The sequence below is a fragment of the Hymenobacter mucosus genome (assembly GCF_900188255.1).
Taxonomy (GTDB): domain Bacteria; phylum Bacteroidota; class Bacteroidia; order Cytophagales; family Hymenobacteraceae; genus Hymenobacter; species Hymenobacter mucosus.
On the sequence record NZ_FZNS01000011.1, the window covers coordinates 33885 to 48944 of the forward strand.

The window sequence follows — 15060 nt, forward strand, 5'->3', positions numbered from 1 at the left end:
CAGGGAGGGAAGTAGGACTAAAAGCAAATGCAAAAATCTCCTCGATTTACCGCCTAGAAAATAAAAAGCCCTCTAATGTATCACTAAAGGGCTTTTGAGTGGTCGCGCCAGGAATCAGACAGTGACCGTAAGTAGCAGATAATAAGCAGCTTGCCAGCTAGGTAGTGGATTGGGAACCTTCTTGGGAACCGTTTAGGCGGCGTTGGCCGTCTTATCCACCTGCGGAGCTGGCGTAGCAATGACCGATTGAATGTCGCGCACCTCCAGGCCTTTCAGTTCTCCGTCTTCCGTGGTGTAGAAGATTTTATTTCCTACAGATAGGGGAGAAATGTTTCCCAGCACGGTAATGCTAGGGGAAACAACTGCGTTGGCTTGCTTGCCAAACTTAAAGCCAGGGGCTACCATTTCAACCGCTGCGTAGTCATTGCTATACAGCTTTCCCGGCAACTCTTTGCCAGAACCACCACCAATCAATTGGTCAATGATGGATTGCATCCATTCGCGCTGTTGCCGTTCCGTGGCGAGTTGCTGCTTGAGGTAAATGACTTCCTGCGACTCTGCCACGGCAGCCATGTCTTTACGAGCCGGGCTGCGCTCTTCGCTGACCACTGGAGTAAGTACGCGTCCATCCCGAAGCATGGTGCCAGTGCCGGTTAGCAACCAATCGGGGTTGAGGTCGGGGAAGGCCGTCGTGAGCGCCGCTAGTGTATCGAAGCTTGGTGCGGTCCTATCCGTCTCAATAGAAGAGAGGGTAGCGGCCTTGAGCCCGGCCGCCTCCGCAAAAGGAGCTGCCTTTCGGTAGCCCTTGTATTCGCGGAATATCTGAATCCGTTTACCTGGGGTTGTTTCCATAGTAAAACATGTGTTGATTATTCAACTTTTGTTTATTACATTTGTTAAGTCAGTATCGAAGTATTGACCGGCTTTTGTTTCACAATGATACAACAAAAGTTGATTAATCAACAACAAGCCAAACATTATTATGCCAGCCAAGAAACACCCGAAACGGGAAGAGTTTGAAGCTCAGCGCGGCGAGTGGTTAAATGACCTGCCACCCAACTACGCTGGTATTGTTACGCACTACCGGCCTGACCTCAACAAACGTCGCATTTGGGACGTGCGCCACGGCAACATTGTGGATATGGATATTCTCGGGGAATTGCGCCGCGTTGCCCGCGAGGCAAAGGCCGCCCGCGCTGTAGCCGCCTAATGTCATGCCGTGCGCGTGTGGGTGCACCAAGTTGGAGAACCGCGACCTGCAACTATGTGCGTCTTGCAATAAGGCCAGGAGAGTAGCAGAGAGGCCCGTAGCAATTAAGGAGCGCAAGCCCTTGGCTGTCATGTCAGCCAAACGAACGGTAGCCTTGAAAGACCGACGGGTGGCGTACCGGCAAGTGAAGGAGGTAAGCACCTGTTGCGCGGCCTGTGGCACCACTCGCAACCTTACTCCGAGTCACGTGCTGACGCAAAAACAGTTTCCTCAACATGCCGCCAATCCGCTGAATATCGTGGTGTTATGTGGGGACCGTTGCCACCCACTATGGGAGCACAATAAGACTCTGTTTCGAGAGCTGTGCCCGCAGGTATGGGAAATAAAGATGAACATCATGCAGGTACTAGAGCCTGCTTACTACTTACAGTTTAAAGACAAACACAATGCGTAAACTCTGGAACAAGCTGGGAGACTGGGTATTTTCTTACAAACGCCCAAAGTGGTTTCGTGACCATATAGACCTAGGCAAGCGCGTCACCATTTTTGGGGCCAATGCCATGCACTTTATGGTGACAGTGCGCACCAAGCGCTGGGGCGTTGTGTCGTTTCGGCTTATCAGCTTTGATAAACGCTTCCCACTTAGCCTGTACTGTAGCCCCAATGGTACACCGTGGGCGTGCACATACTGCGTTGGGCTGGGGCCGCACGAAAAGATTCGTTCGCTAATGCGTCGGCTCAATTTTGGGCACAATTTCAATTCGTGGGATGATGCCACCTATGAACAGTTGCGCAAGTTGAACGACAAGCACGACTACCTGACCAAGTACAAATCTGATCTTGAATATCCTGTAACAGTATAGCCTTATGAACAACAAACTAAAAACCCTCGACTACAACGGCACTGGTATTGTGTTCACCGCGGATGGGTGGTTGAACGCGACTGCTTCAGCTCAAGCCCTAAGCAAGTCTGGCTTAGAGAACTTTCTGCGGAGCAAAGAATACTTAGAGTACGCCCATGAGGTAGCAGAAGAATGCTCTGTGAAAATTACAGACCTTAAAAAGATAGTAATGGGCAAGGGCAAAGAGCAGGGCACTTACCTGCATCCTGAAATGGCTGTCGTATTTGCTCGCTGGGTATCGGCTAAGTTTGCCCGTTGGTGTGACAAGCAGATAGCCGCCTTAATTCGTAAAGCTCAAGAAGCTCCAGCGAAGAATCTAGCGTTACGTACGCGGCGCCTTGAAAAACTAGGCCGGCCTGCTGAAGTAATAGCCGCCCGTAATGAAGGGGTAGCCAGCCGCCGGGCCTTCACCGATAAACTCGCGCAACACGGGGTGCAAGGATTGGGTTTTCGCGATTGTACTCGCGCCCTGTATTTCCCCTTGTTTGATGGCAGCACGGATGTTATTCGACAAAAGGTAGGAGCTCCAGATAAAGCAAATGTGCGTGATTATATGACGCATACGCAGTTAGCTGCCGTAAGCTTGTCAGAGGCCATCTCAGCCGAAAGAATCCAAAAGGAGCGGTCCTACGGCAATAATGCTTGCATAGAAACCTGTAATCAGGTAGGGAAAGAGATAGCCAGGTTAGTTGTTGACACCCGGCGAGGCCTTTCTTCTTGATTTGAGAATCAACATTTGTTGAGAAATGATTTGCAACTTCTAACAAGTGTTGTATATTTGAATCAACAAACGTTGTGACAATCGGAACACGCTTCCCTAGAGACTAAAAGACCCATGAACAACTTCCTCACTCTTCCCCGCCTGCATGCCGCCCTAGAAATCGCTAAGGGTACCTACTTGGAAACCTGCAATGCCCGCCGCGCTGGTCGCGCAACATGGGCGGATGTGCGGGAAGACGGAGATGCATACGGCCGCATACAAGCGGTGTACGCGAATCGTCATGAGCGGGCTTATCTGCAAAGCGTCTTCGCCTAATGTCTTGGGAGCCCGAAGATGGACACTGCCGCTGGTGTGGTGGTGGCCTAGATGATGAGTACGAGCAAGACGCTGGCGTCTGCTGCTGGTGCCGAGACCGGGAAGAAGAAGATGAGCGGCTCTGGGATGACGACAGCGAAGACGACCCGATCAACGAGCACTACAAACAGCACGGGTATTTCTAACCCCTCCTACACACAAACACTGCCACCGATTCACTCACCCATTAGCCGAACGAGCTATGAACGCTAAGAAATTCCTGATGTCTACTGCCATGATGAGCCTAGCGCTGGCAGGGGCTACACATAATATCCCTGGCACATCAACGCAACGAGTGGAGCCTGATTTAAAACCTGGCCCGCTGGACTACATGGATACTAATGAGTTCGATCAAGCCCGCCGCGCTAAAGCCGCCGCCAAACGAGCCCGCAAAGAAGCTAAGCGCTTAGCCTAACCCCTCCTACACACAAACACTGCCACCGATTCACTCACCCATTAGCCGAACGAGCTATGCCAGTTTATCGACGCCATGAACTAGAGGTGCTGCTTGACCAACTCGAAGCAGACCGTCGGGACTTAGAACGCTTGAGAGATCAAGAGCGCCTAGACTCCCTAAGTGAAGCACTAACCTTCCTAGGTGCTGCTATTGACAGCATTGTGGAAGCGCTTGCATAATGTTCACGCTTTTCGGCCGGGTCGCCAAAGCCAAAAGCCTAGGCGACCTACTAGAGCAGGAACGGCGACTCTACAGTCTGTTGCGCGAAACGACTAACGCGGCCATTCATCGAGCAGATAGTCGCATTGTAGACTACCACTGCCACTACGCTCACAATTGGGGCAACGCCGCTGCAAAACAGGAATTAGAGCGCGACTACACTCGGCTTTCAAAGATACGTGGGGCAATGCGCCGTCATATCGCTGCCGCAAAACGCCACTAAGCCATAACGAAACCGCCCCGGCTGCTGGACACAACCGAGGCGATACTTCACTCTCTTAACTACTGCAAGATAATGCAACCCCTCGATTTCTACACCACCCCCGCCCGACCAGTAGGGCCGATTAATCCGGCTGAATTACCAGTAGCCGACGCCGTGCTCGAAGCCGCCTGCTTTGACCTGCTGCCCACGGAGCGCCGCCCGGTCCTGTACCGCCGCCTGACGGACCGCTTCACCCACTTAGCGGAAGAACTCTACCACCGCCTATTCGATGAAACACCGCCGGCTCCTGCGCAGGAGTGCCGCGTGATTCCCTTCCGTCAAACTGCCTAACTGATTACGACTATGAACCACACAGAGAAATTCAACGAGACGGTAAGCATTCTAGTAAAGGCCTATTTGAATGGAACGCTATTAAAAGGCAACTGCTGCGCCTGTGCTGTAGGCAACATCATAGCCAGTAAATCAGGCCTAGATGTGCTCTTGGATGAAGATGCTGACTCTGGGTACATAAGCGCAGCATGGGGTGAGGATAACGTGCTGCCTGAGTGGGGGAAAGTATTCAGCACTTGCGACGGGCGGCAGCGAGTAACACGAGGCTTCTATAAAGGCGTGGCCGCTGAGCAAATTGAGGTTACAGGTTATCAGCTCACAGAGTTAGCACGCATTGAATTAGCTTTTGAAGCGGCTGCTAAGGGCCGCTCTGACAAAGCTCAATACGCTGGCCTTATGGCCGTGGTAGATGTACTAGCCTCCATTCACAGCATCGACCTCGCCACGGCTACCGCTTCCAAGGCCCTGTTTGTAAAGGCCTAGCCCGATGGATGCCCTAGACGAGTTGCGCCGCCACCCCGAGCTAAAACAGCAGGAACGGGACTGGCTAGACTTCCAAATCATCCCAGGCCCCGCTACCCGCAAGATGGTCGCCTCCCTGCTTGCTGCCATTCTGCGCGATAGGGTAGAGTACTTCCATCCCGAGCCAGGGGACTACCTCAAAGCAGGCCGGGACCTCCTGGAAGGTCTGGTGCAATCGGCTCACCGCGACGGCCTGCTCACCGCTGGCGAAACCCGCCGGGGCTGGGTTAAGGCCCAAGAAACCTTCACGCCTGACGCCTTACTCGCCCTGTGGGGAGAAACGCGCATCGCCTTGGAAGGTCGCCGCCGGGCCGAAGCCATGAAGCCCCTTACTGATACTTCTTCTCTCGCTGCTTAACCTCCCACCACTATGCTTATCACAACTTCTCAAGCCCACTACGCTCAGTATGAAGCCTATGAGGCAGCATACAGCCTAGTTATTGGTACCGGTAACGCTGCAATAGCCGCCAAGCTCCGAACGCTAGCTACGGAATCCTGGAATGCGTACCGCACGGCCTGGAATGCCGAATGTGATGGGTTCCGTACGCGGGCCTTGCCAGTGCTCACCGACGAAGAGGCTCTTACCTATGCAGTAGTAGGGGAGGTGTTTCACGTGGAGCTATCAGCATGAGCACCTACCATGCCGGCTTGCGGTGGGTACGGACAGCCGCCACTCGTCTAGGAATTAGCCCCGAAGAGTATGCAGGCTACCTCAACGAGGGCAAGAAGTTCTGTGGTGGGTGCCGCCACGTACTGCCCCGCACGACGCAGTACTTCTATACCTACTTCACGGCGCATGATGGAATGAGTAGCCAGTGTATTGCCTGCTCTTGTGCCGCCGCCGCACGCACCACTACCCAGCGTCAGTGCCCCGCCAATCCGCCCAAGCCGCATCCCGACTACGCAGTACCCAGCCTGCGAGACATAGTAGCGGCGGGTAAGCAGCGCCACCTCGCGCTAGGAGCCGCCCCGCCCACGCAACCCTTTTAAACGAAAACAGCCGCAGGGCGGAATCCTGCGGCTATTTACAAACGAGTACTTACTAGTTACAAAGATGCTACAAGAACAGGAATTAAACGACATGCAGGCGCTAGTAGATGCTGCTACGCCTGGCCCGTGGGGCATAGGTCGTTGGCAGCATGGCAATGGGCCGTGGGCGCCCATAATTTCCGTAGAGATTGGTGCTCCTGTTTGCCGATTTGATAGGCATGGGCGACCAGATAAGGATATTGCTGATAGCGCCTTCATTGCCGCCGCCCGCACGTTCGTACCCGCTGCCATTGCCCGCATTCGGCAACTAGAAGCACTACTTGGCAACCACGAAAGCAGCCTGCAAACCAATCAGGTATTGGTGAAGCGGTTACAGGCTGTACAGGAAGTAGTTGACAGCCGCAAGGGCGAAGCCATGCGGGACTACAAGCAGGCACAGGAAGATTCAGAAGAATCTAAGGTTGCCGCTGCCCGCATGATGGAAGTGCAGTTCGTTGGCCTGGCCTTGGAACCCACTGCACCACAGCAGAAAGGAGGGGAGAACAATGGCTGAAGCAGGTTTCAACAGCATAACGGACGTCACGCTGAAGATTAAGACTGAGTTCAAAGTCCGCAACAGAAGGGTGTATCTGCCTAACGCGACCCCTGCTGAGTATCACGCCCTCTGTGAATTGCTGCACATCATAGCGCAAGACCCTGTTGGCTCGCTGGAAATATTACGCACTGCACCTGTAACCACCACCGACCATGTGTAAGCCCCGCAGTGAATTCATAGCACCCAAGCCCGAGCATGTGCAGGCGTGGGACCGCATCCGGGCCGTGACGGGCCAACCCCCACTGCTGCAGCCCACACCCCCGACTGTTTGCACCGCCTGTCCCACCTGTAAGCACCGCCAGCCATGAGAGTATTGGTAGCCTGTGAGTATTCCGGCATTGTCCGGGATGCGTTTACCGCCGCCGGCCATGAGGCTATGAGCTGCGACCTACTGCCCACTGAGTCACCTGGTCCTCATTATCAAGGAAACGCGCTTGATGTGCTGCACGATGGATGGGACTTGATGGTGTGCCACCCACCCTGCCAGTACTTAAGCCATGCGGGCACCCGACACTGGCACGCTCCAGGACGCGCCGAGAAGAGGAATCTGGCAGTAGAATTTGCTATGGAACTTTACAATGCTCCGATTCAATACGTGGCAATGGAGAACCCTAAAGGCCACTTAGGCAGAGCGTTTCGGCCACCAGATCAATACATCAACCCCTTTCAGTTCGGGGAGCCGGTTCGCAAGCGGATAGGGCTGTGGCTAAAGGGGTTGCCCTTGCTTGAGTCAACTGAGAATTTGTTACCCCCGCCTCCAGTGCTTACACAGCATAGGAAGATAAGCGGCAAGGTGAAGGCCCGGCACTTTGTGGAAACAGCTACCGATTGGAAAACACGCTCCAAATTCTTCCCTGGTATAGCTGCTGCAATGGCTGCCCAGTGGGGCGACCCGGAACGATTAGCCCGGTTGGGCAGACAACAACAACTCTTCGCCGCATGAGCCGCAACTACTATGGCCTGCCGGGTGGGACACGCAACCCATTCGGCAGCACGGGCCACCGGGCTAAATCGGAGCCCTCACAATTCATACCCAAGCAGGACTAGCCATGAAAGTACCCCGCATCTCTATCGCTACCACGCTTGCCCAGTTAGTTCCCACGATTCAACAGGCTATCAAATGAAAAAGCTGGCATTTCGCATTGCCCCTGGCGGCCCAGGCTATGACCGCTGGTGCGTCTTTAAATGGACCCTCTATAGTGTCCTGGTCTGGTTTCTTCTAGGCTACGTCCTATTTGACCGCCCGGCCACCCCGCCGGAGCCCCACTACTCGGCCTTTCGTTGGATACAGCACTAAGGAGCCATGAAACAGCCCCGCTATTCCAGCTCCATCCGTCATAGCACCCGGCGGTTTCCGACCCCTGAGCGGCCCTTGCTTGACCGCATCCTAGCCCGCGTGAAAGAAGATGTCAAAAACACCCACGATTACGACTGGTGGGCGGCGGGTGTCGCCACCGTTGGTGAACTCAGCAAACTGCGCAAAAAGCTGCGAGCAGCGCACGGCTAATGTACCTGCCTACGCCAGCCGAACTCCATACACTCGGCTTTCAAACCGCTCTGTCCACGGCCGGCATCTGGATTCATAAGGATGCCGACCTGTGGGTAGTCCTGATTGACAGCGCCGCCTACACCCTCTCTACGGACCAGTACAAGCGCGGCACCCACTACTGTGCTGCTACCCAAACCAAGGCCAGCTTCTACACCGCTTTGTGCGAGGCGGCCCCGCAGTGGGATTTCAAAGCCAAGAAACTGAAAGACACATGAACATGCTCTCTACTAGCAGCAAACCGCTTACGACGGTGGCCCCACGGTTTGCCTGCACCACAACTCCCGCCCCGCAGATCAAACCACAACGGGTGGATACTCTGAGTGAGACCCAAGGCCGCCGGTTACTGCTCAATCAGCTGCTCATAACTCACCTCGAAAGCAATACCCAGCGGCTCCTAGACGAGGGGGTATGGCCTTCCAAAGAAGACAAGCTAGTGAACGCGCTCGGCCACCGCATTGGGGAGCTATACGAGCGCTACTACAAGCGCAATGGCGCCGAAGAGGTGGACTGGCTCAACAACATCATCGGCCTGAGTGAGGGAGCCACCATTAGTATTCTGGCCCTGGCTATTGACGGTAATCCCATCAAAACGCAGCGCTTGTCTCAACTCCTTATTCAGCTGGCCCAACTGGCTGGCACTTATTCAGAAGACTAACCATGCCTACTCTAAACGATACCGCCCGCCGTCAGAAGCGCCTCAGCTCCGGTAACACGAACCCTGCCTTAGTCATCAACAACGCAGGCAAGAAAGCGAATCTACCGAACCAGAACGGCCGCTTGGACGAGTTCCTGAAAGCCCTACCCTTTAAGCACGAGCTACGCCAGAAGTACCTACGTCTCTCGCAGCCTGGTAGTGCCCCTGGTAGTGCCCCGAAGAATGTAAAAGAACTCCTAGCCGCTAAGTAAGCCATGCAGACCATCGACCTAGTAACTCTTATGCCCCGTGCCCACGAAGCGGCTAAAGCGAAAGGCTTTTGGGATGTAATGCCAGATGGCGGCCAAATGATGATGCTGGTTATATCAGAGCTGAGTGAGGCACTAGAAGGCCACCGCAAGGGCCGTAACAAGCCAAGCTGCATAGTAGATTATAGAACCAGCACAGACAACCTCAACAGCTTAGGAGTCGGAGTTCGGGAGTTCAGGGCTGATGTATTTGAAGCTTTTGTAAAGGATACAGTTGGTGATGAGATAGCTGATGCTTATATACGTCTGTGCGACTTATTACAGGGCTACAATGGTCCTGTAGAACAGATAGTTGGCTTGCTCACACGCGTACGAGTTATGCCTGATTTCGCGGACGAGTTACCAGCCAACTTCGGGGGAGCCTTGCTGCAGATTACCAGCGCTCTTATAAGTATGTACGAGGCGGTAGAAGAGGAAGAGCTTGACGAAAGCATAGCAATGGCAGCAATGGCCTTTCATGGCATGGAGCAACTAGCCACCCGTGAAGGCATTGACCTAGCCACCCACATTGACCTGAAGATGCGCTATAACGCCACCCGGCCCGTCCGTCATGGCAAGGCCTACTAAACCCCTCCTTCGTCACACCCGCACCGCCCGTCCGGTGCGGGTGTACGTGAAGCTGCTCTATCCCCGGTCTGATGCCAGGGTACGCTGCTGCTTCCGTCGCCACTAGCCAGCGGTAGCGCGGCGCAACTGGGAGCAAGTGAAGAACCGATTGAACCGAAAGCAATGAATCAGCTAGCCTTATCTTTTGATACGCGTCCTGAGTGGTACATGCAGCAACGAGAGCAAGTGGCGCTTATGGACTGGCAACGGCGAATGCGTCAACGCTTAGCCGCCAAGTTCCTAGCGAAAGGATGGCGAGAGGATGTACCCAACAATCGCTTTGTGAAAGAGCCGCTTGAGGCCCGGTTTGCAGGTAGGGAGTTGCTGTTCTGCTTCACCATCTGGGTAGGCAACAAGCCAAAAGCCTGGAACTCGCATCACCGTCTACCCCTTCTCTAGCCCCTCCCTTACTAGGTCTTCTCGGGGAGGGGGAGGACGATGAAAGTAACTCCATCAATCGTGATGTGCTCCAGCTTACCCGCGTCTATCAACTGATAGATATAGCCCACGCCTACGCCCACTGCTCCGCTCCGCTTTACATAGGAACGAGCATAGGTGGAAATGAGCTGCAATCGGTCGGTGTCGATGAGTGGCATAGGGTCGAATACGTGACTGACCCGCGAAAGTAAATTATTCACTGTAAAGGTTTGTAGTTTACTGCAAAGGTAATACCTTTATAGTAAGCAAATCAGATAGTACCCCGGCAAGGGTCTTTTGATTACCGGCTGCCATCACAGCCCGCACCCCCTCAAAGCGTTTGCCGACGCTCTATCCGAGGTGCCCCGCGCCAACCATGATGGAGGTTGGCCGGGGCATTCTCATTTACCGGCAACAATGGAACAGAAACGCCCACTCTTTCCCATCTATGATATTATAGAACACTGGCAGGCGTTTGCTTACAGTGAGCCACTAGTACGCCCTATCCATCATGCCTTGTATTATGCACTGGTGCAGATGTGTAAGCGCCGCGGTGGCACCCAGCGGTTTAACTTGCCTTACACCGACGGGATGCAAGCCAGTAATATTGGCTCTCGCAACACCTATCTAACCGCCTTGCGGGAATTGGAAACCTGGGGCTTTGTCGAGTACACCCCGGGCGCGAATGGCTTAAAAGCACCTATAGTACATGTCAAATTTTGCGCATCTGCTGAGCATCTGGTTGACATCTACCGATACGCTAGCTGCGCATCTGCTGATACATCTGCTGAGCACATTATAAAAGAGGTTAAAAGGTTAAAGGACGAAGGCGAAGAAAAGGGCGTCGTCATTGAAAATCTCCAAAAGGAAATTCTTCAACTGAAAGCCCAACTAGCCGCCCAACCTTCTAAAAGCCCCGACCCAGCCAAGCAAGTTGCGGTGGCGCTGACCGACCCCGCCGACGAACAGCACTGGAGCGAAGGCCCGCTTACCAAGCCTAGAGCCTTCCAAGCTATCTGCGAACGGCTCGGCTTTCTCGACATCGATTTCGAGTACTACCGTCGACAAGCCCTGATTGCGGCGGAAGATAACAACATCAGCCGCACGATTGCCCAGTGGAACAGTTGGGTGCGCAACTTTTTCGAGTACCGCCTGAAAGCCGGCCCCCTGCTTAAACCTACCTCCGGCCAAACACTGCCCTCGCAGCCAACGCCGAAAGACCAGCTGCCCAAGCCAGGCCAGGAGAAGCCCGGGCAAATCATCTACATCGACGGCGTACCCGGGGATCAGAACATGGACCGGATGAAAGCCGCCTCCTACCTGAGTCACTTCCCCGCTGCCGTCGTCGTGTCGCTGGCCTACCCCCAAAAGCCCTACCAGAACAAGCCATGAACTTACCCGACCCCAAAGAACTGGAAGATGCCCGCTGGCAGCAGGAGTTTGCCGGCCGGAAGGTAGCTGAGTTCGTCGCCTCGATGCGCGAGTCGCTGCAAGCTCAACCCGCCGACACGCCGACTGCCCGCGCCCGCTACGACCGCAACCTGGCCTTCCTGCGCGCCCTGGAATTCTTCCTGACCTCCAACGCGACCCTGCTTGAACTACTTGACCAGCGCGAAGAGGAAATGAACTTGGAAATGGCCGACGCCCAGTTCAAGTACACCCAAATGGGCCTAGAACGTGATTTCTTCCAGCGCGAAGCCCAATCCGCTACCGCCCGCTTCTACCAAGAGCAAGACCTGTTCAAGCTGCTACAGGGCCGTTTCACCACTACCGTTCCGACCGATGTCTAACCGCCACCGCTACAACCCCAACCCGTTGGCGGCGCTGGACCCGGCCCCGCTACCCGGGCGCACTGTGCGGCCCACGCCGACGGCGCCGACGACGGTACCGCTGCCCATCCAAACCCTGGAGGACATCCTAGCCGCCGCTACGGACTTCTACCTGCATGGCACGGGCAACGGTGAAACCACGCACTGGCCTTGCCTAGATGAGTTCTGGACGTGGCTCCGGAAAGAGATAACCGCCATTACAGGCTACGCCAACCAAGGCAAAAGCCGCTGGATAATGTCGGTAATGCTGCTCAAGGCCGTGTTTAGTGATTGGAAGTTCGTGGTGTGCATACCTGAAAACGAAGACGACTTCTACGTGGAAATGGCGGAAATCTTGGTGGGCATGACCTCCAACGTCAAGTTCTCCAACAACCGCATGAGCCTGGACCAACTGCAGCAGGCTATCCGCTGGCTCTATGACCACTTTCGCGTCGTAACCACTCCGGAGGGGGCAACGCCCGCTCAGCTACTGGACCGTTTTGCCGAGCTACACGCGGAAACGCCCTTTGATGGCTTGCTGATTGACCCGTGGAATCAGCTAACCCACGAATTTCAGAGCCGCGAAGACCTCTACTTGTCTACTCAGTTCAGTCTGCTCAAGCGGTTTGCCATCAAGCACAACATGGCCGTGATCATCACCGCCCACCCGGGCGGCGACGTGAAAGACAAGAACGGCAAGCTGCAGGTGCCTAACGCCTACAGCATCAGCGGCGGGAAGATGTGGGCCAACAAGTTTGATAACGTGCTAGCCGTGTTCCGCCCCAACTTCCCTGAATCCGATGTCGAGCTATGGATTCACAAAATCAAGAAGCGGGGCCGCGTCGGTAAGCCAGGGCAGCTCGACCTGCTCTATGATGTGAAGAAGGCCCGCTACTTCCCACAAATAGGCGACATGCAGCACCCCTTAGAGGCCTGTCAATTCAATGCCCCGGGTACGCCACCCTCTGTTCAACACTTCCCGCCGTCGGAGTTTGACCGGCCCTCTGTCACAGTCAACAACGAACCAGCTCCCTTCTAGCCATGCCTACCTACATCATTACCTCGCACATCGAATTTCCCTCCAAAGTGCAGCCGATCAAAACTGGCACTATTCGCATGGAGATACCCGCCGCCAGTGAAGATGAAGCCAAGATCAAAGCAATGGCCTTTATCACAGGCAAGACCAAAGTTGTGATTGAGTCCTGCGAGAATAAAGACCGCAAGGAAACTACGGAGGCCGAGCTAAAGCGCGTGATGGAGCAGTTCGGCAACCTGTTCGGCTAGCCCACCCCCTGCCACCCAGGAAGATTGTGAACGATAACGCTGCGTAACCATGACACTAGACGAACTGAAAGACAAGACGACCGCTGAACTCTCTACACGCCTGCATCATTTAGCCATCCCTGTGCTAGAGGCAAAGAAGAAGTACGACGCCCTGCGACTGGAACAAGCCCTCTGTCAATCTGCCCGTGAACTGCATACTGATGGGGTGTGGATTGGCGACTTCGTGCGAACCCAGGAAAAGCCAAGCATTACCTACCAGGTGCAACTAAGCGCCACAGGCCATGCGCAGTTGCAGCCTGTGGTCCGTGGCAAAGGTGCCGGTGCGCCCTTGCTGCTGTGGGAGGTTGGGCGGATTGAAAAGATTGACGCTGCCTAAGTGATGAAGAAACGATTGAGAAAGAAGCTAGGGCAAGGCGAGTTTCGCAGCCCTAGCCGGCACACCAAACGCGAGCTAGAAGCCAATGCACAGGTGTTCGCCTGTATTTCGGCCCTGATTGAGAATGTGGGCGAAGACAAGTTCATCAGCTGGATTGAAACGCATAACGAAGCGATATGACCACCCTATTCATCATCCTCTACTTGCTGCCCATTGTGCCCCTGTACATCCTAGCCCGCATGGTAGATAGTAGCGTTGGAGCCGCCCTGTTTTGGGGCATCCTCTGGCCTGTGTCCTGCATTGCGCTGCTTTATCATGCATTGCGCGACCTGCTCCACATTTAGCTCCCACCTCTCACAGTCCACAACGGAGCTAACCCCCTATTACGAGATACCCCAGCGCTATGAGAGACCTCACAAAAGCTTTTGTACACAGCAATCCATGTCCTACTACTCAACCCCCAACATCTCGCAATCACATGGAAGAGTTTGAAATCACAGGGCAAGACACCCTAATCGCAGTGGGTAAGTTCAACAACAAAGCAGAAGCAATTGAGCAGTTCCGAAAGGATCACCCAGGGTATAGCATCACCTCCATTAACGATCAAGAAGTGATTGGCTGGTATGAGTATTCGGGCCTTCCAGTGTTTGAAGATGACGACTATGTGACTGATGAGGAGGGTTGCTATTTCACCCAGCAAGAGGCAGAAGCGCTAAGGCAATCATAGTCCCCATTCCACACGGCCTAGCGCCACTACAACCCTACCCGATATGAACCGACTAGACGAGATACGCGAGAGACTACAGGCCGCCACCCCAGGGCCGTGGAAATGGGATGGTAAGACCGGAGGCGAAGGAGCCTACATGGTAGATTCCCCCGATGGTGAGCCTATCTGCCAAGTGTACGGCAATGGCTGGTGTGTGGAACGAGGGGAAGAGTATGGCGAGTATGACCATGCGCTTATCCTCAATGCCCCCACCGATATAGCCTACCTCCTAGAACAGTTACAGGCTTCTCAAGTAGAGATAACGAGGTTGCTAAATGCAGGGGCCAAGCACGAACATGAGTTGTGTGACATTCTTGGCCCCGTGCTTGGCTTCCCAACTGGACCCTTTGAGGATGTATGCGCTGACTGTGTGGGCGGCCCATGTGCCCAAGTAGAGAAATGCAGCGAGCAGTGTTTAACTGCCCCATATTGCTCACCTGAGTTAGCCCGCACTGTGGTTGAACAGCTCCACGCCGCACAGGCAGAGGTAGCGGGGATGCGGGCGTGGAACAGCAGGCTGCAACGTGCGCTATGGAAGAAGGATGCCCCATTAGGCAAGTATGAGACTCGCATTGCACAGGCATTAAAAGCCATAGATGCGCTGGAGTTGGATTACATCTTAGATGACAACACCTGGGAACCGCGCCCTAATGGCTTTAGAAACCAAAATGAAGTGGCAAAAGCCATTGTGAAGCAGTTTGGATTTCAGCCACCCTCGCCAGGGACGCAGGAAGGAGGGAAGGAGAATGGTTAGTCTCATAATTCTGG

The 15060-nt window shown here is 54.4% G+C and carries 34 protein-coding genes; 32 read left to right on the forward strand and 2 right to left on the reverse strand.

Annotated features, from left to right (window positions below; all coding sequences use genetic code 11):
• Window positions 1-192: 192 nt before the first annotated feature.
• Window positions 193-852, reverse strand: a complete 660-nt coding sequence (locus tag CHB83_RS19450) for a helix-turn-helix domain-containing protein (RefSeq protein WP_089333867.1) — start codon at window positions 850-852, stop codon at window positions 193-195.
• 130 nt (window positions 853-982) lie between these two features.
• Here CHB83_RS19450 and CHB83_RS19455 point away from each other — a divergent pair, with 130 nt between their 5' ends.
• From CHB83_RS19455 to CHB83_RS19560, 23 genes are all read left to right on the forward strand, one after another.
• Window positions 983-1210 (forward strand): hypothetical protein, encoded by a 228-nt coding sequence (locus tag CHB83_RS19455; protein WP_089333868.1) that lies wholly within the window; start codon window positions 983-985, stop codon window positions 1208-1210.
• 130 nt (window positions 1211-1340) lie between these two features.
• A complete protein-coding gene (locus CHB83_RS19460) occupies window positions 1341-1664 on the forward strand; it encodes a hypothetical protein (protein WP_143437212.1) in 324 nt (107 codons plus the stop codon).
• Complete coding sequence (locus tag CHB83_RS19465; RefSeq protein ID WP_089333870.1) at window positions 1657-2073, forward strand: hypothetical protein; 417 nt, start codon at window positions 1657-1659, stop codon at window positions 2071-2073. Before CHB83_RS19460 ends, CHB83_RS19465 begins: the two co-directional genes overlap by 8 nt.
• A 4-nt stretch (window positions 2074-2077) precedes the next feature.
• Window positions 2078-2833, forward strand: coding sequence for a KilA-N domain-containing protein (locus tag CHB83_RS19470; protein ID WP_089333871.1), 756 nt, complete (start codon window positions 2078-2080; stop codon window positions 2831-2833).
• A gap of 114 nt (window positions 2834-2947) precedes the next feature.
• Window positions 2948-3148 (forward strand): hypothetical protein, encoded by a 201-nt coding sequence (locus CHB83_RS19475; protein ID WP_089333872.1) that lies wholly within the window; start codon window positions 2948-2950, stop codon window positions 3146-3148.
• Window positions 3148-3333, forward strand: a complete 186-nt coding sequence (locus CHB83_RS19480; protein WP_089333873.1) for a hypothetical protein — start codon at window positions 3148-3150, stop codon at window positions 3331-3333. The genes CHB83_RS19475 and CHB83_RS19480 overlap by 1 nt, the downstream gene beginning before the upstream one ends.
• A gap of 56 nt (window positions 3334-3389) precedes the next feature.
• Window positions 3390-3602, forward strand: coding sequence for a hypothetical protein (locus CHB83_RS19485; protein WP_089333874.1), 213 nt, complete (start codon window positions 3390-3392; stop codon window positions 3600-3602).
• A gap of 56 nt (window positions 3603-3658) precedes the next feature.
• Window positions 3659-3823, forward strand: a complete 165-nt coding sequence (locus CHB83_RS23900) for a hypothetical protein (RefSeq protein ID WP_179225572.1) — start codon at window positions 3659-3661, stop codon at window positions 3821-3823.
• Window positions 3823-4086 (forward strand): hypothetical protein, encoded by a 264-nt coding sequence (locus CHB83_RS19490; RefSeq protein WP_089333875.1) that lies wholly within the window; start codon window positions 3823-3825, stop codon window positions 4084-4086. The genes CHB83_RS23900 and CHB83_RS19490 overlap by 1 nt, the downstream gene beginning before the upstream one ends.
• A gap of 72 nt (window positions 4087-4158) precedes the next feature.
• Window positions 4159-4416 (forward strand): hypothetical protein, encoded by a 258-nt coding sequence (locus CHB83_RS19495; RefSeq protein ID WP_089333876.1) that lies wholly within the window; start codon window positions 4159-4161, stop codon window positions 4414-4416.
• A 12-nt stretch (window positions 4417-4428) separates the two neighbouring features.
• Window positions 4429-4899: a hypothetical protein gene (locus CHB83_RS19500; RefSeq protein ID WP_089333877.1), complete on the forward strand. Its 471-nt coding sequence runs from the start codon at window positions 4429-4431 to the stop codon at window positions 4897-4899.
• A 4-nt stretch (window positions 4900-4903) separates the two neighbouring features.
• Window positions 4904-5296 (forward strand): hypothetical protein, encoded by a 393-nt coding sequence (locus CHB83_RS19505; protein ID WP_089333878.1) that lies wholly within the window; start codon window positions 4904-4906, stop codon window positions 5294-5296.
• 12 nt (window positions 5297-5308) lie between these two features.
• The gene (locus tag CHB83_RS19510; protein WP_089333879.1) at window positions 5309-5569 is read left to right on the forward strand and encodes a hypothetical protein; all 261 of its coding nucleotides are present in this window, start codon (window positions 5309-5311) and stop codon (window positions 5567-5569) included.
• The gene (locus CHB83_RS19515) at window positions 5566-5928 is read left to right on the forward strand and encodes a hypothetical protein (RefSeq protein WP_089333880.1); all 363 of its coding nucleotides are present in this window, start codon (window positions 5566-5568) and stop codon (window positions 5926-5928) included. Before CHB83_RS19510 ends, CHB83_RS19515 begins: the two co-directional genes overlap by 4 nt.
• 64 nt (window positions 5929-5992) lie before the next feature.
• Window positions 5993-6481 carry a hypothetical protein gene (locus CHB83_RS19520; protein ID WP_089333881.1) on the forward strand — a complete coding sequence of 163 codons (489 nt, stop codon included), beginning with the start codon at window positions 5993-5995 and terminating at the stop codon, window positions 6479-6481.
• Between the two features lie 194 nt (window positions 6482-6675).
• A complete protein-coding gene (locus CHB83_RS23905) occupies window positions 6676-6831 on the forward strand; it encodes a hypothetical protein (RefSeq protein ID WP_179225573.1) in 156 nt (51 codons plus the stop codon).
• Window positions 6828-7466: a DNA cytosine methyltransferase gene (locus CHB83_RS19530; RefSeq protein WP_089333883.1), complete on the forward strand. Its 639-nt coding sequence runs from the start codon at window positions 6828-6830 to the stop codon at window positions 7464-7466. Before CHB83_RS23905 ends, CHB83_RS19530 begins: the two co-directional genes overlap by 4 nt.
• Window positions 7467-7826: 360 nt before the next feature.
• Entirely contained in the window at window positions 7827-8030 is a 204-nt protein-coding gene (locus CHB83_RS19535) for a hypothetical protein (RefSeq protein ID WP_089333884.1), read from the forward strand.
• Window positions 8030-8287, forward strand: a complete 258-nt coding sequence (locus tag CHB83_RS19540; RefSeq protein ID WP_089333885.1) for a hypothetical protein — start codon at window positions 8030-8032, stop codon at window positions 8285-8287. The genes CHB83_RS19535 and CHB83_RS19540 overlap by 1 nt, the downstream gene beginning before the upstream one ends.
• Entirely contained in the window at window positions 8284-8727 is a 444-nt protein-coding gene (locus CHB83_RS19545) for a hypothetical protein (RefSeq protein WP_089333886.1), read from the forward strand. The genes CHB83_RS19540 and CHB83_RS19545 overlap by 4 nt, the downstream gene beginning before the upstream one ends.
• Before the next feature lie 2 nt (window positions 8728-8729).
• On the forward strand, window positions 8730-8978 hold the full coding sequence (locus CHB83_RS19550; RefSeq protein WP_089333887.1) for a hypothetical protein: 249 nt from the start codon (window positions 8730-8732) through the stop codon (window positions 8976-8978).
• 3 nt (window positions 8979-8981) lie between these two features.
• Entirely contained in the window at window positions 8982-9602 is a 621-nt protein-coding gene (locus CHB83_RS19555; protein WP_089333888.1) for a nucleoside triphosphate pyrophosphohydrolase family protein, read from the forward strand.
• A gap of 162 nt (window positions 9603-9764) precedes the next feature.
• Window positions 9765-10040, forward strand: coding sequence for a hypothetical protein (locus CHB83_RS19560; protein WP_143437213.1), 276 nt, complete (start codon window positions 9765-9767; stop codon window positions 10038-10040).
• An 11-nt stretch (window positions 10041-10051) separates the two neighbouring features.
• Here CHB83_RS19560 and CHB83_RS19565 read toward each other — a convergent pair whose 3' ends face one another.
• Window positions 10052-10237, reverse strand: coding sequence for a hypothetical protein (locus CHB83_RS19565; protein WP_089333890.1), 186 nt, complete (start codon window positions 10235-10237; stop codon window positions 10052-10054).
• Window positions 10238-10475: 238 nt separating this feature from the next.
• Here CHB83_RS19565 and CHB83_RS19570 point away from each other — a divergent pair, with 238 nt between their 5' ends.
• The 9 genes from CHB83_RS19570 to CHB83_RS19600 all read left to right on the forward strand — a co-directional run bounded on the left by CHB83_RS19570 (window position 10476) and on the right by CHB83_RS19600 (window position 15046).
• Window positions 10476-11450: a hypothetical protein gene (locus CHB83_RS19570; RefSeq protein WP_089333891.1), complete on the forward strand. Its 975-nt coding sequence runs from the start codon at window positions 10476-10478 to the stop codon at window positions 11448-11450.
• Window positions 11447-11848 carry a hypothetical protein gene (locus CHB83_RS19575; protein WP_089333892.1) on the forward strand — a complete coding sequence of 134 codons (402 nt, stop codon included), beginning with the start codon at window positions 11447-11449 and terminating at the stop codon, window positions 11846-11848. The genes CHB83_RS19570 and CHB83_RS19575 overlap by 4 nt, the downstream gene beginning before the upstream one ends.
• Window positions 11841-12905: an AAA family ATPase gene (locus CHB83_RS19580; protein WP_089333893.1), complete on the forward strand. Its 1065-nt coding sequence runs from the start codon at window positions 11841-11843 to the stop codon at window positions 12903-12905. The genes CHB83_RS19575 and CHB83_RS19580 overlap by 8 nt, the downstream gene beginning before the upstream one ends.
• A 2-nt stretch (window positions 12906-12907) precedes the next feature.
• Window positions 12908-13150, forward strand: coding sequence for an RAD52 family DNA repair protein (locus tag CHB83_RS19585; RefSeq protein ID WP_089333894.1), 243 nt, complete (start codon window positions 12908-12910; stop codon window positions 13148-13150).
• A 49-nt stretch (window positions 13151-13199) separates the two neighbouring features.
• Window positions 13200-13526, forward strand: a complete 327-nt coding sequence (locus tag CHB83_RS19590) for a hypothetical protein (RefSeq protein WP_089333895.1) — start codon at window positions 13200-13202, stop codon at window positions 13524-13526.
• A gap of 3 nt (window positions 13527-13529) precedes the next feature.
• Window positions 13530-13706, forward strand: a complete 177-nt coding sequence (locus CHB83_RS23910) for a hypothetical protein (protein WP_179225574.1) — start codon at window positions 13530-13532, stop codon at window positions 13704-13706.
• Entirely contained in the window at window positions 13703-13870 is a 168-nt protein-coding gene (locus CHB83_RS23915) for a hypothetical protein (protein ID WP_179225575.1), read from the forward strand. The genes CHB83_RS23910 and CHB83_RS23915 overlap by 4 nt, the downstream gene beginning before the upstream one ends.
• Before the next feature lie 134 nt (window positions 13871-14004).
• The gene (locus CHB83_RS19595; RefSeq protein WP_089333896.1) at window positions 14005-14253 is read left to right on the forward strand and encodes a hypothetical protein; all 249 of its coding nucleotides are present in this window, start codon (window positions 14005-14007) and stop codon (window positions 14251-14253) included.
• Between the two features lie 43 nt (window positions 14254-14296).
• Window positions 14297-15046 carry a hypothetical protein gene (locus CHB83_RS19600; protein ID WP_089333897.1) on the forward strand — a complete coding sequence of 250 codons (750 nt, stop codon included), beginning with the start codon at window positions 14297-14299 and terminating at the stop codon, window positions 15044-15046.
• Window positions 15047-15060 lie beyond the last annotated feature (14 nt).

Excerpts from the sequence above, each read along its gene's own strand:
- CHB83_RS19450 (WP_089333867.1), bottom strand. The coding sequence starts at position 852 with ATGGAAACAACCCCAGGTAAACGGATTCAGATATTCCGCGAATACAAG.
- CHB83_RS19455 (WP_089333868.1), top strand. The coding sequence starts at position 983 with ATGCCAGCCAAGAAACACCCGAAACGGGAAGAGTTTGAAGCTCAGCGC.
- CHB83_RS19460 (WP_143437212.1), top strand. The coding sequence starts at position 1,341 with ATGTCAGCCAAACGAACGGTAGCCTTGAAAGACCGACGGGTGGCGTAC.
- CHB83_RS19465 (WP_089333870.1), top strand. The coding sequence starts at position 1,657 with ATGCGTAAACTCTGGAACAAGCTGGGAGACTGGGTATTTTCTTACAAA.
- CHB83_RS19470 (WP_089333871.1), top strand. The coding sequence starts at position 2,078 with ATGAACAACAAACTAAAAACCCTCGACTACAACGGCACTGGTATTGTG.
- CHB83_RS19475 (WP_089333872.1), top strand. The coding sequence starts at position 2,948 with ATGAACAACTTCCTCACTCTTCCCCGCCTGCATGCCGCCCTAGAAATC.
- CHB83_RS19480 (WP_089333873.1), top strand. The coding sequence starts at position 3,148 with ATGTCTTGGGAGCCCGAAGATGGACACTGCCGCTGGTGTGGTGGTGGC.
- CHB83_RS19485 (WP_089333874.1), top strand. The coding sequence starts at position 3,390 with ATGAACGCTAAGAAATTCCTGATGTCTACTGCCATGATGAGCCTAGCG.
- CHB83_RS23900 (WP_179225572.1), top strand. The coding sequence starts at position 3,659 with ATGCCAGTTTATCGACGCCATGAACTAGAGGTGCTGCTTGACCAACTC.
- CHB83_RS19490 (WP_089333875.1), top strand. The coding sequence starts at position 3,823 with ATGTTCACGCTTTTCGGCCGGGTCGCCAAAGCCAAAAGCCTAGGCGAC.
- CHB83_RS19495 (WP_089333876.1), top strand. The coding sequence starts at position 4,159 with ATGCAACCCCTCGATTTCTACACCACCCCCGCCCGACCAGTAGGGCCG.
- CHB83_RS19500 (WP_089333877.1), top strand. The coding sequence starts at position 4,429 with ATGAACCACACAGAGAAATTCAACGAGACGGTAAGCATTCTAGTAAAG.
- CHB83_RS19505 (WP_089333878.1), top strand. The coding sequence starts at position 4,904 with ATGGATGCCCTAGACGAGTTGCGCCGCCACCCCGAGCTAAAACAGCAG.
- CHB83_RS19510 (WP_089333879.1), top strand. The coding sequence starts at position 5,309 with ATGCTTATCACAACTTCTCAAGCCCACTACGCTCAGTATGAAGCCTAT.
- CHB83_RS19515 (WP_089333880.1), top strand. The coding sequence starts at position 5,566 with ATGAGCACCTACCATGCCGGCTTGCGGTGGGTACGGACAGCCGCCACT.
- CHB83_RS19520 (WP_089333881.1), top strand. The coding sequence starts at position 5,993 with ATGCTACAAGAACAGGAATTAAACGACATGCAGGCGCTAGTAGATGCT.
- CHB83_RS23905 (WP_179225573.1), top strand. The coding sequence starts at position 6,676 with ATGTGTAAGCCCCGCAGTGAATTCATAGCACCCAAGCCCGAGCATGTG.
- CHB83_RS19530 (WP_089333883.1), top strand. The coding sequence starts at position 6,828 with ATGAGAGTATTGGTAGCCTGTGAGTATTCCGGCATTGTCCGGGATGCG.
- CHB83_RS19535 (WP_089333884.1), top strand. The coding sequence starts at position 7,827 with ATGAAACAGCCCCGCTATTCCAGCTCCATCCGTCATAGCACCCGGCGG.
- CHB83_RS19540 (WP_089333885.1), top strand. The coding sequence starts at position 8,030 with ATGTACCTGCCTACGCCAGCCGAACTCCATACACTCGGCTTTCAAACC.
- CHB83_RS19545 (WP_089333886.1), top strand. The coding sequence starts at position 8,284 with ATGAACATGCTCTCTACTAGCAGCAAACCGCTTACGACGGTGGCCCCA.
- CHB83_RS19550 (WP_089333887.1), top strand. The coding sequence starts at position 8,730 with ATGCCTACTCTAAACGATACCGCCCGCCGTCAGAAGCGCCTCAGCTCC.
- CHB83_RS19555 (WP_089333888.1), top strand. The coding sequence starts at position 8,982 with ATGCAGACCATCGACCTAGTAACTCTTATGCCCCGTGCCCACGAAGCG.
- CHB83_RS19560 (WP_143437213.1), top strand. The coding sequence starts at position 9,765 with ATGAATCAGCTAGCCTTATCTTTTGATACGCGTCCTGAGTGGTACATG.
- CHB83_RS19565 (WP_089333890.1), bottom strand. The coding sequence starts at position 10,237 with ATGCCACTCATCGACACCGACCGATTGCAGCTCATTTCCACCTATGCT.
- CHB83_RS19570 (WP_089333891.1), top strand. The coding sequence starts at position 10,476 with ATGGAACAGAAACGCCCACTCTTTCCCATCTATGATATTATAGAACAC.
- CHB83_RS19575 (WP_089333892.1), top strand. The coding sequence starts at position 11,447 with ATGAACTTACCCGACCCCAAAGAACTGGAAGATGCCCGCTGGCAGCAG.
- CHB83_RS19580 (WP_089333893.1), top strand. The coding sequence starts at position 11,841 with ATGTCTAACCGCCACCGCTACAACCCCAACCCGTTGGCGGCGCTGGAC.
- CHB83_RS19585 (WP_089333894.1), top strand. The coding sequence starts at position 12,908 with ATGCCTACCTACATCATTACCTCGCACATCGAATTTCCCTCCAAAGTG.
- CHB83_RS19590 (WP_089333895.1), top strand. The coding sequence starts at position 13,200 with ATGACACTAGACGAACTGAAAGACAAGACGACCGCTGAACTCTCTACA.
- CHB83_RS23910 (WP_179225574.1), top strand. The coding sequence starts at position 13,530 with ATGAAGAAACGATTGAGAAAGAAGCTAGGGCAAGGCGAGTTTCGCAGC.
- CHB83_RS23915 (WP_179225575.1), top strand. The coding sequence starts at position 13,703 with ATGACCACCCTATTCATCATCCTCTACTTGCTGCCCATTGTGCCCCTG.
- CHB83_RS19595 (WP_089333896.1), top strand. The coding sequence starts at position 14,005 with ATGGAAGAGTTTGAAATCACAGGGCAAGACACCCTAATCGCAGTGGGT.
- CHB83_RS19600 (WP_089333897.1), top strand. The coding sequence starts at position 14,297 with ATGAACCGACTAGACGAGATACGCGAGAGACTACAGGCCGCCACCCCA.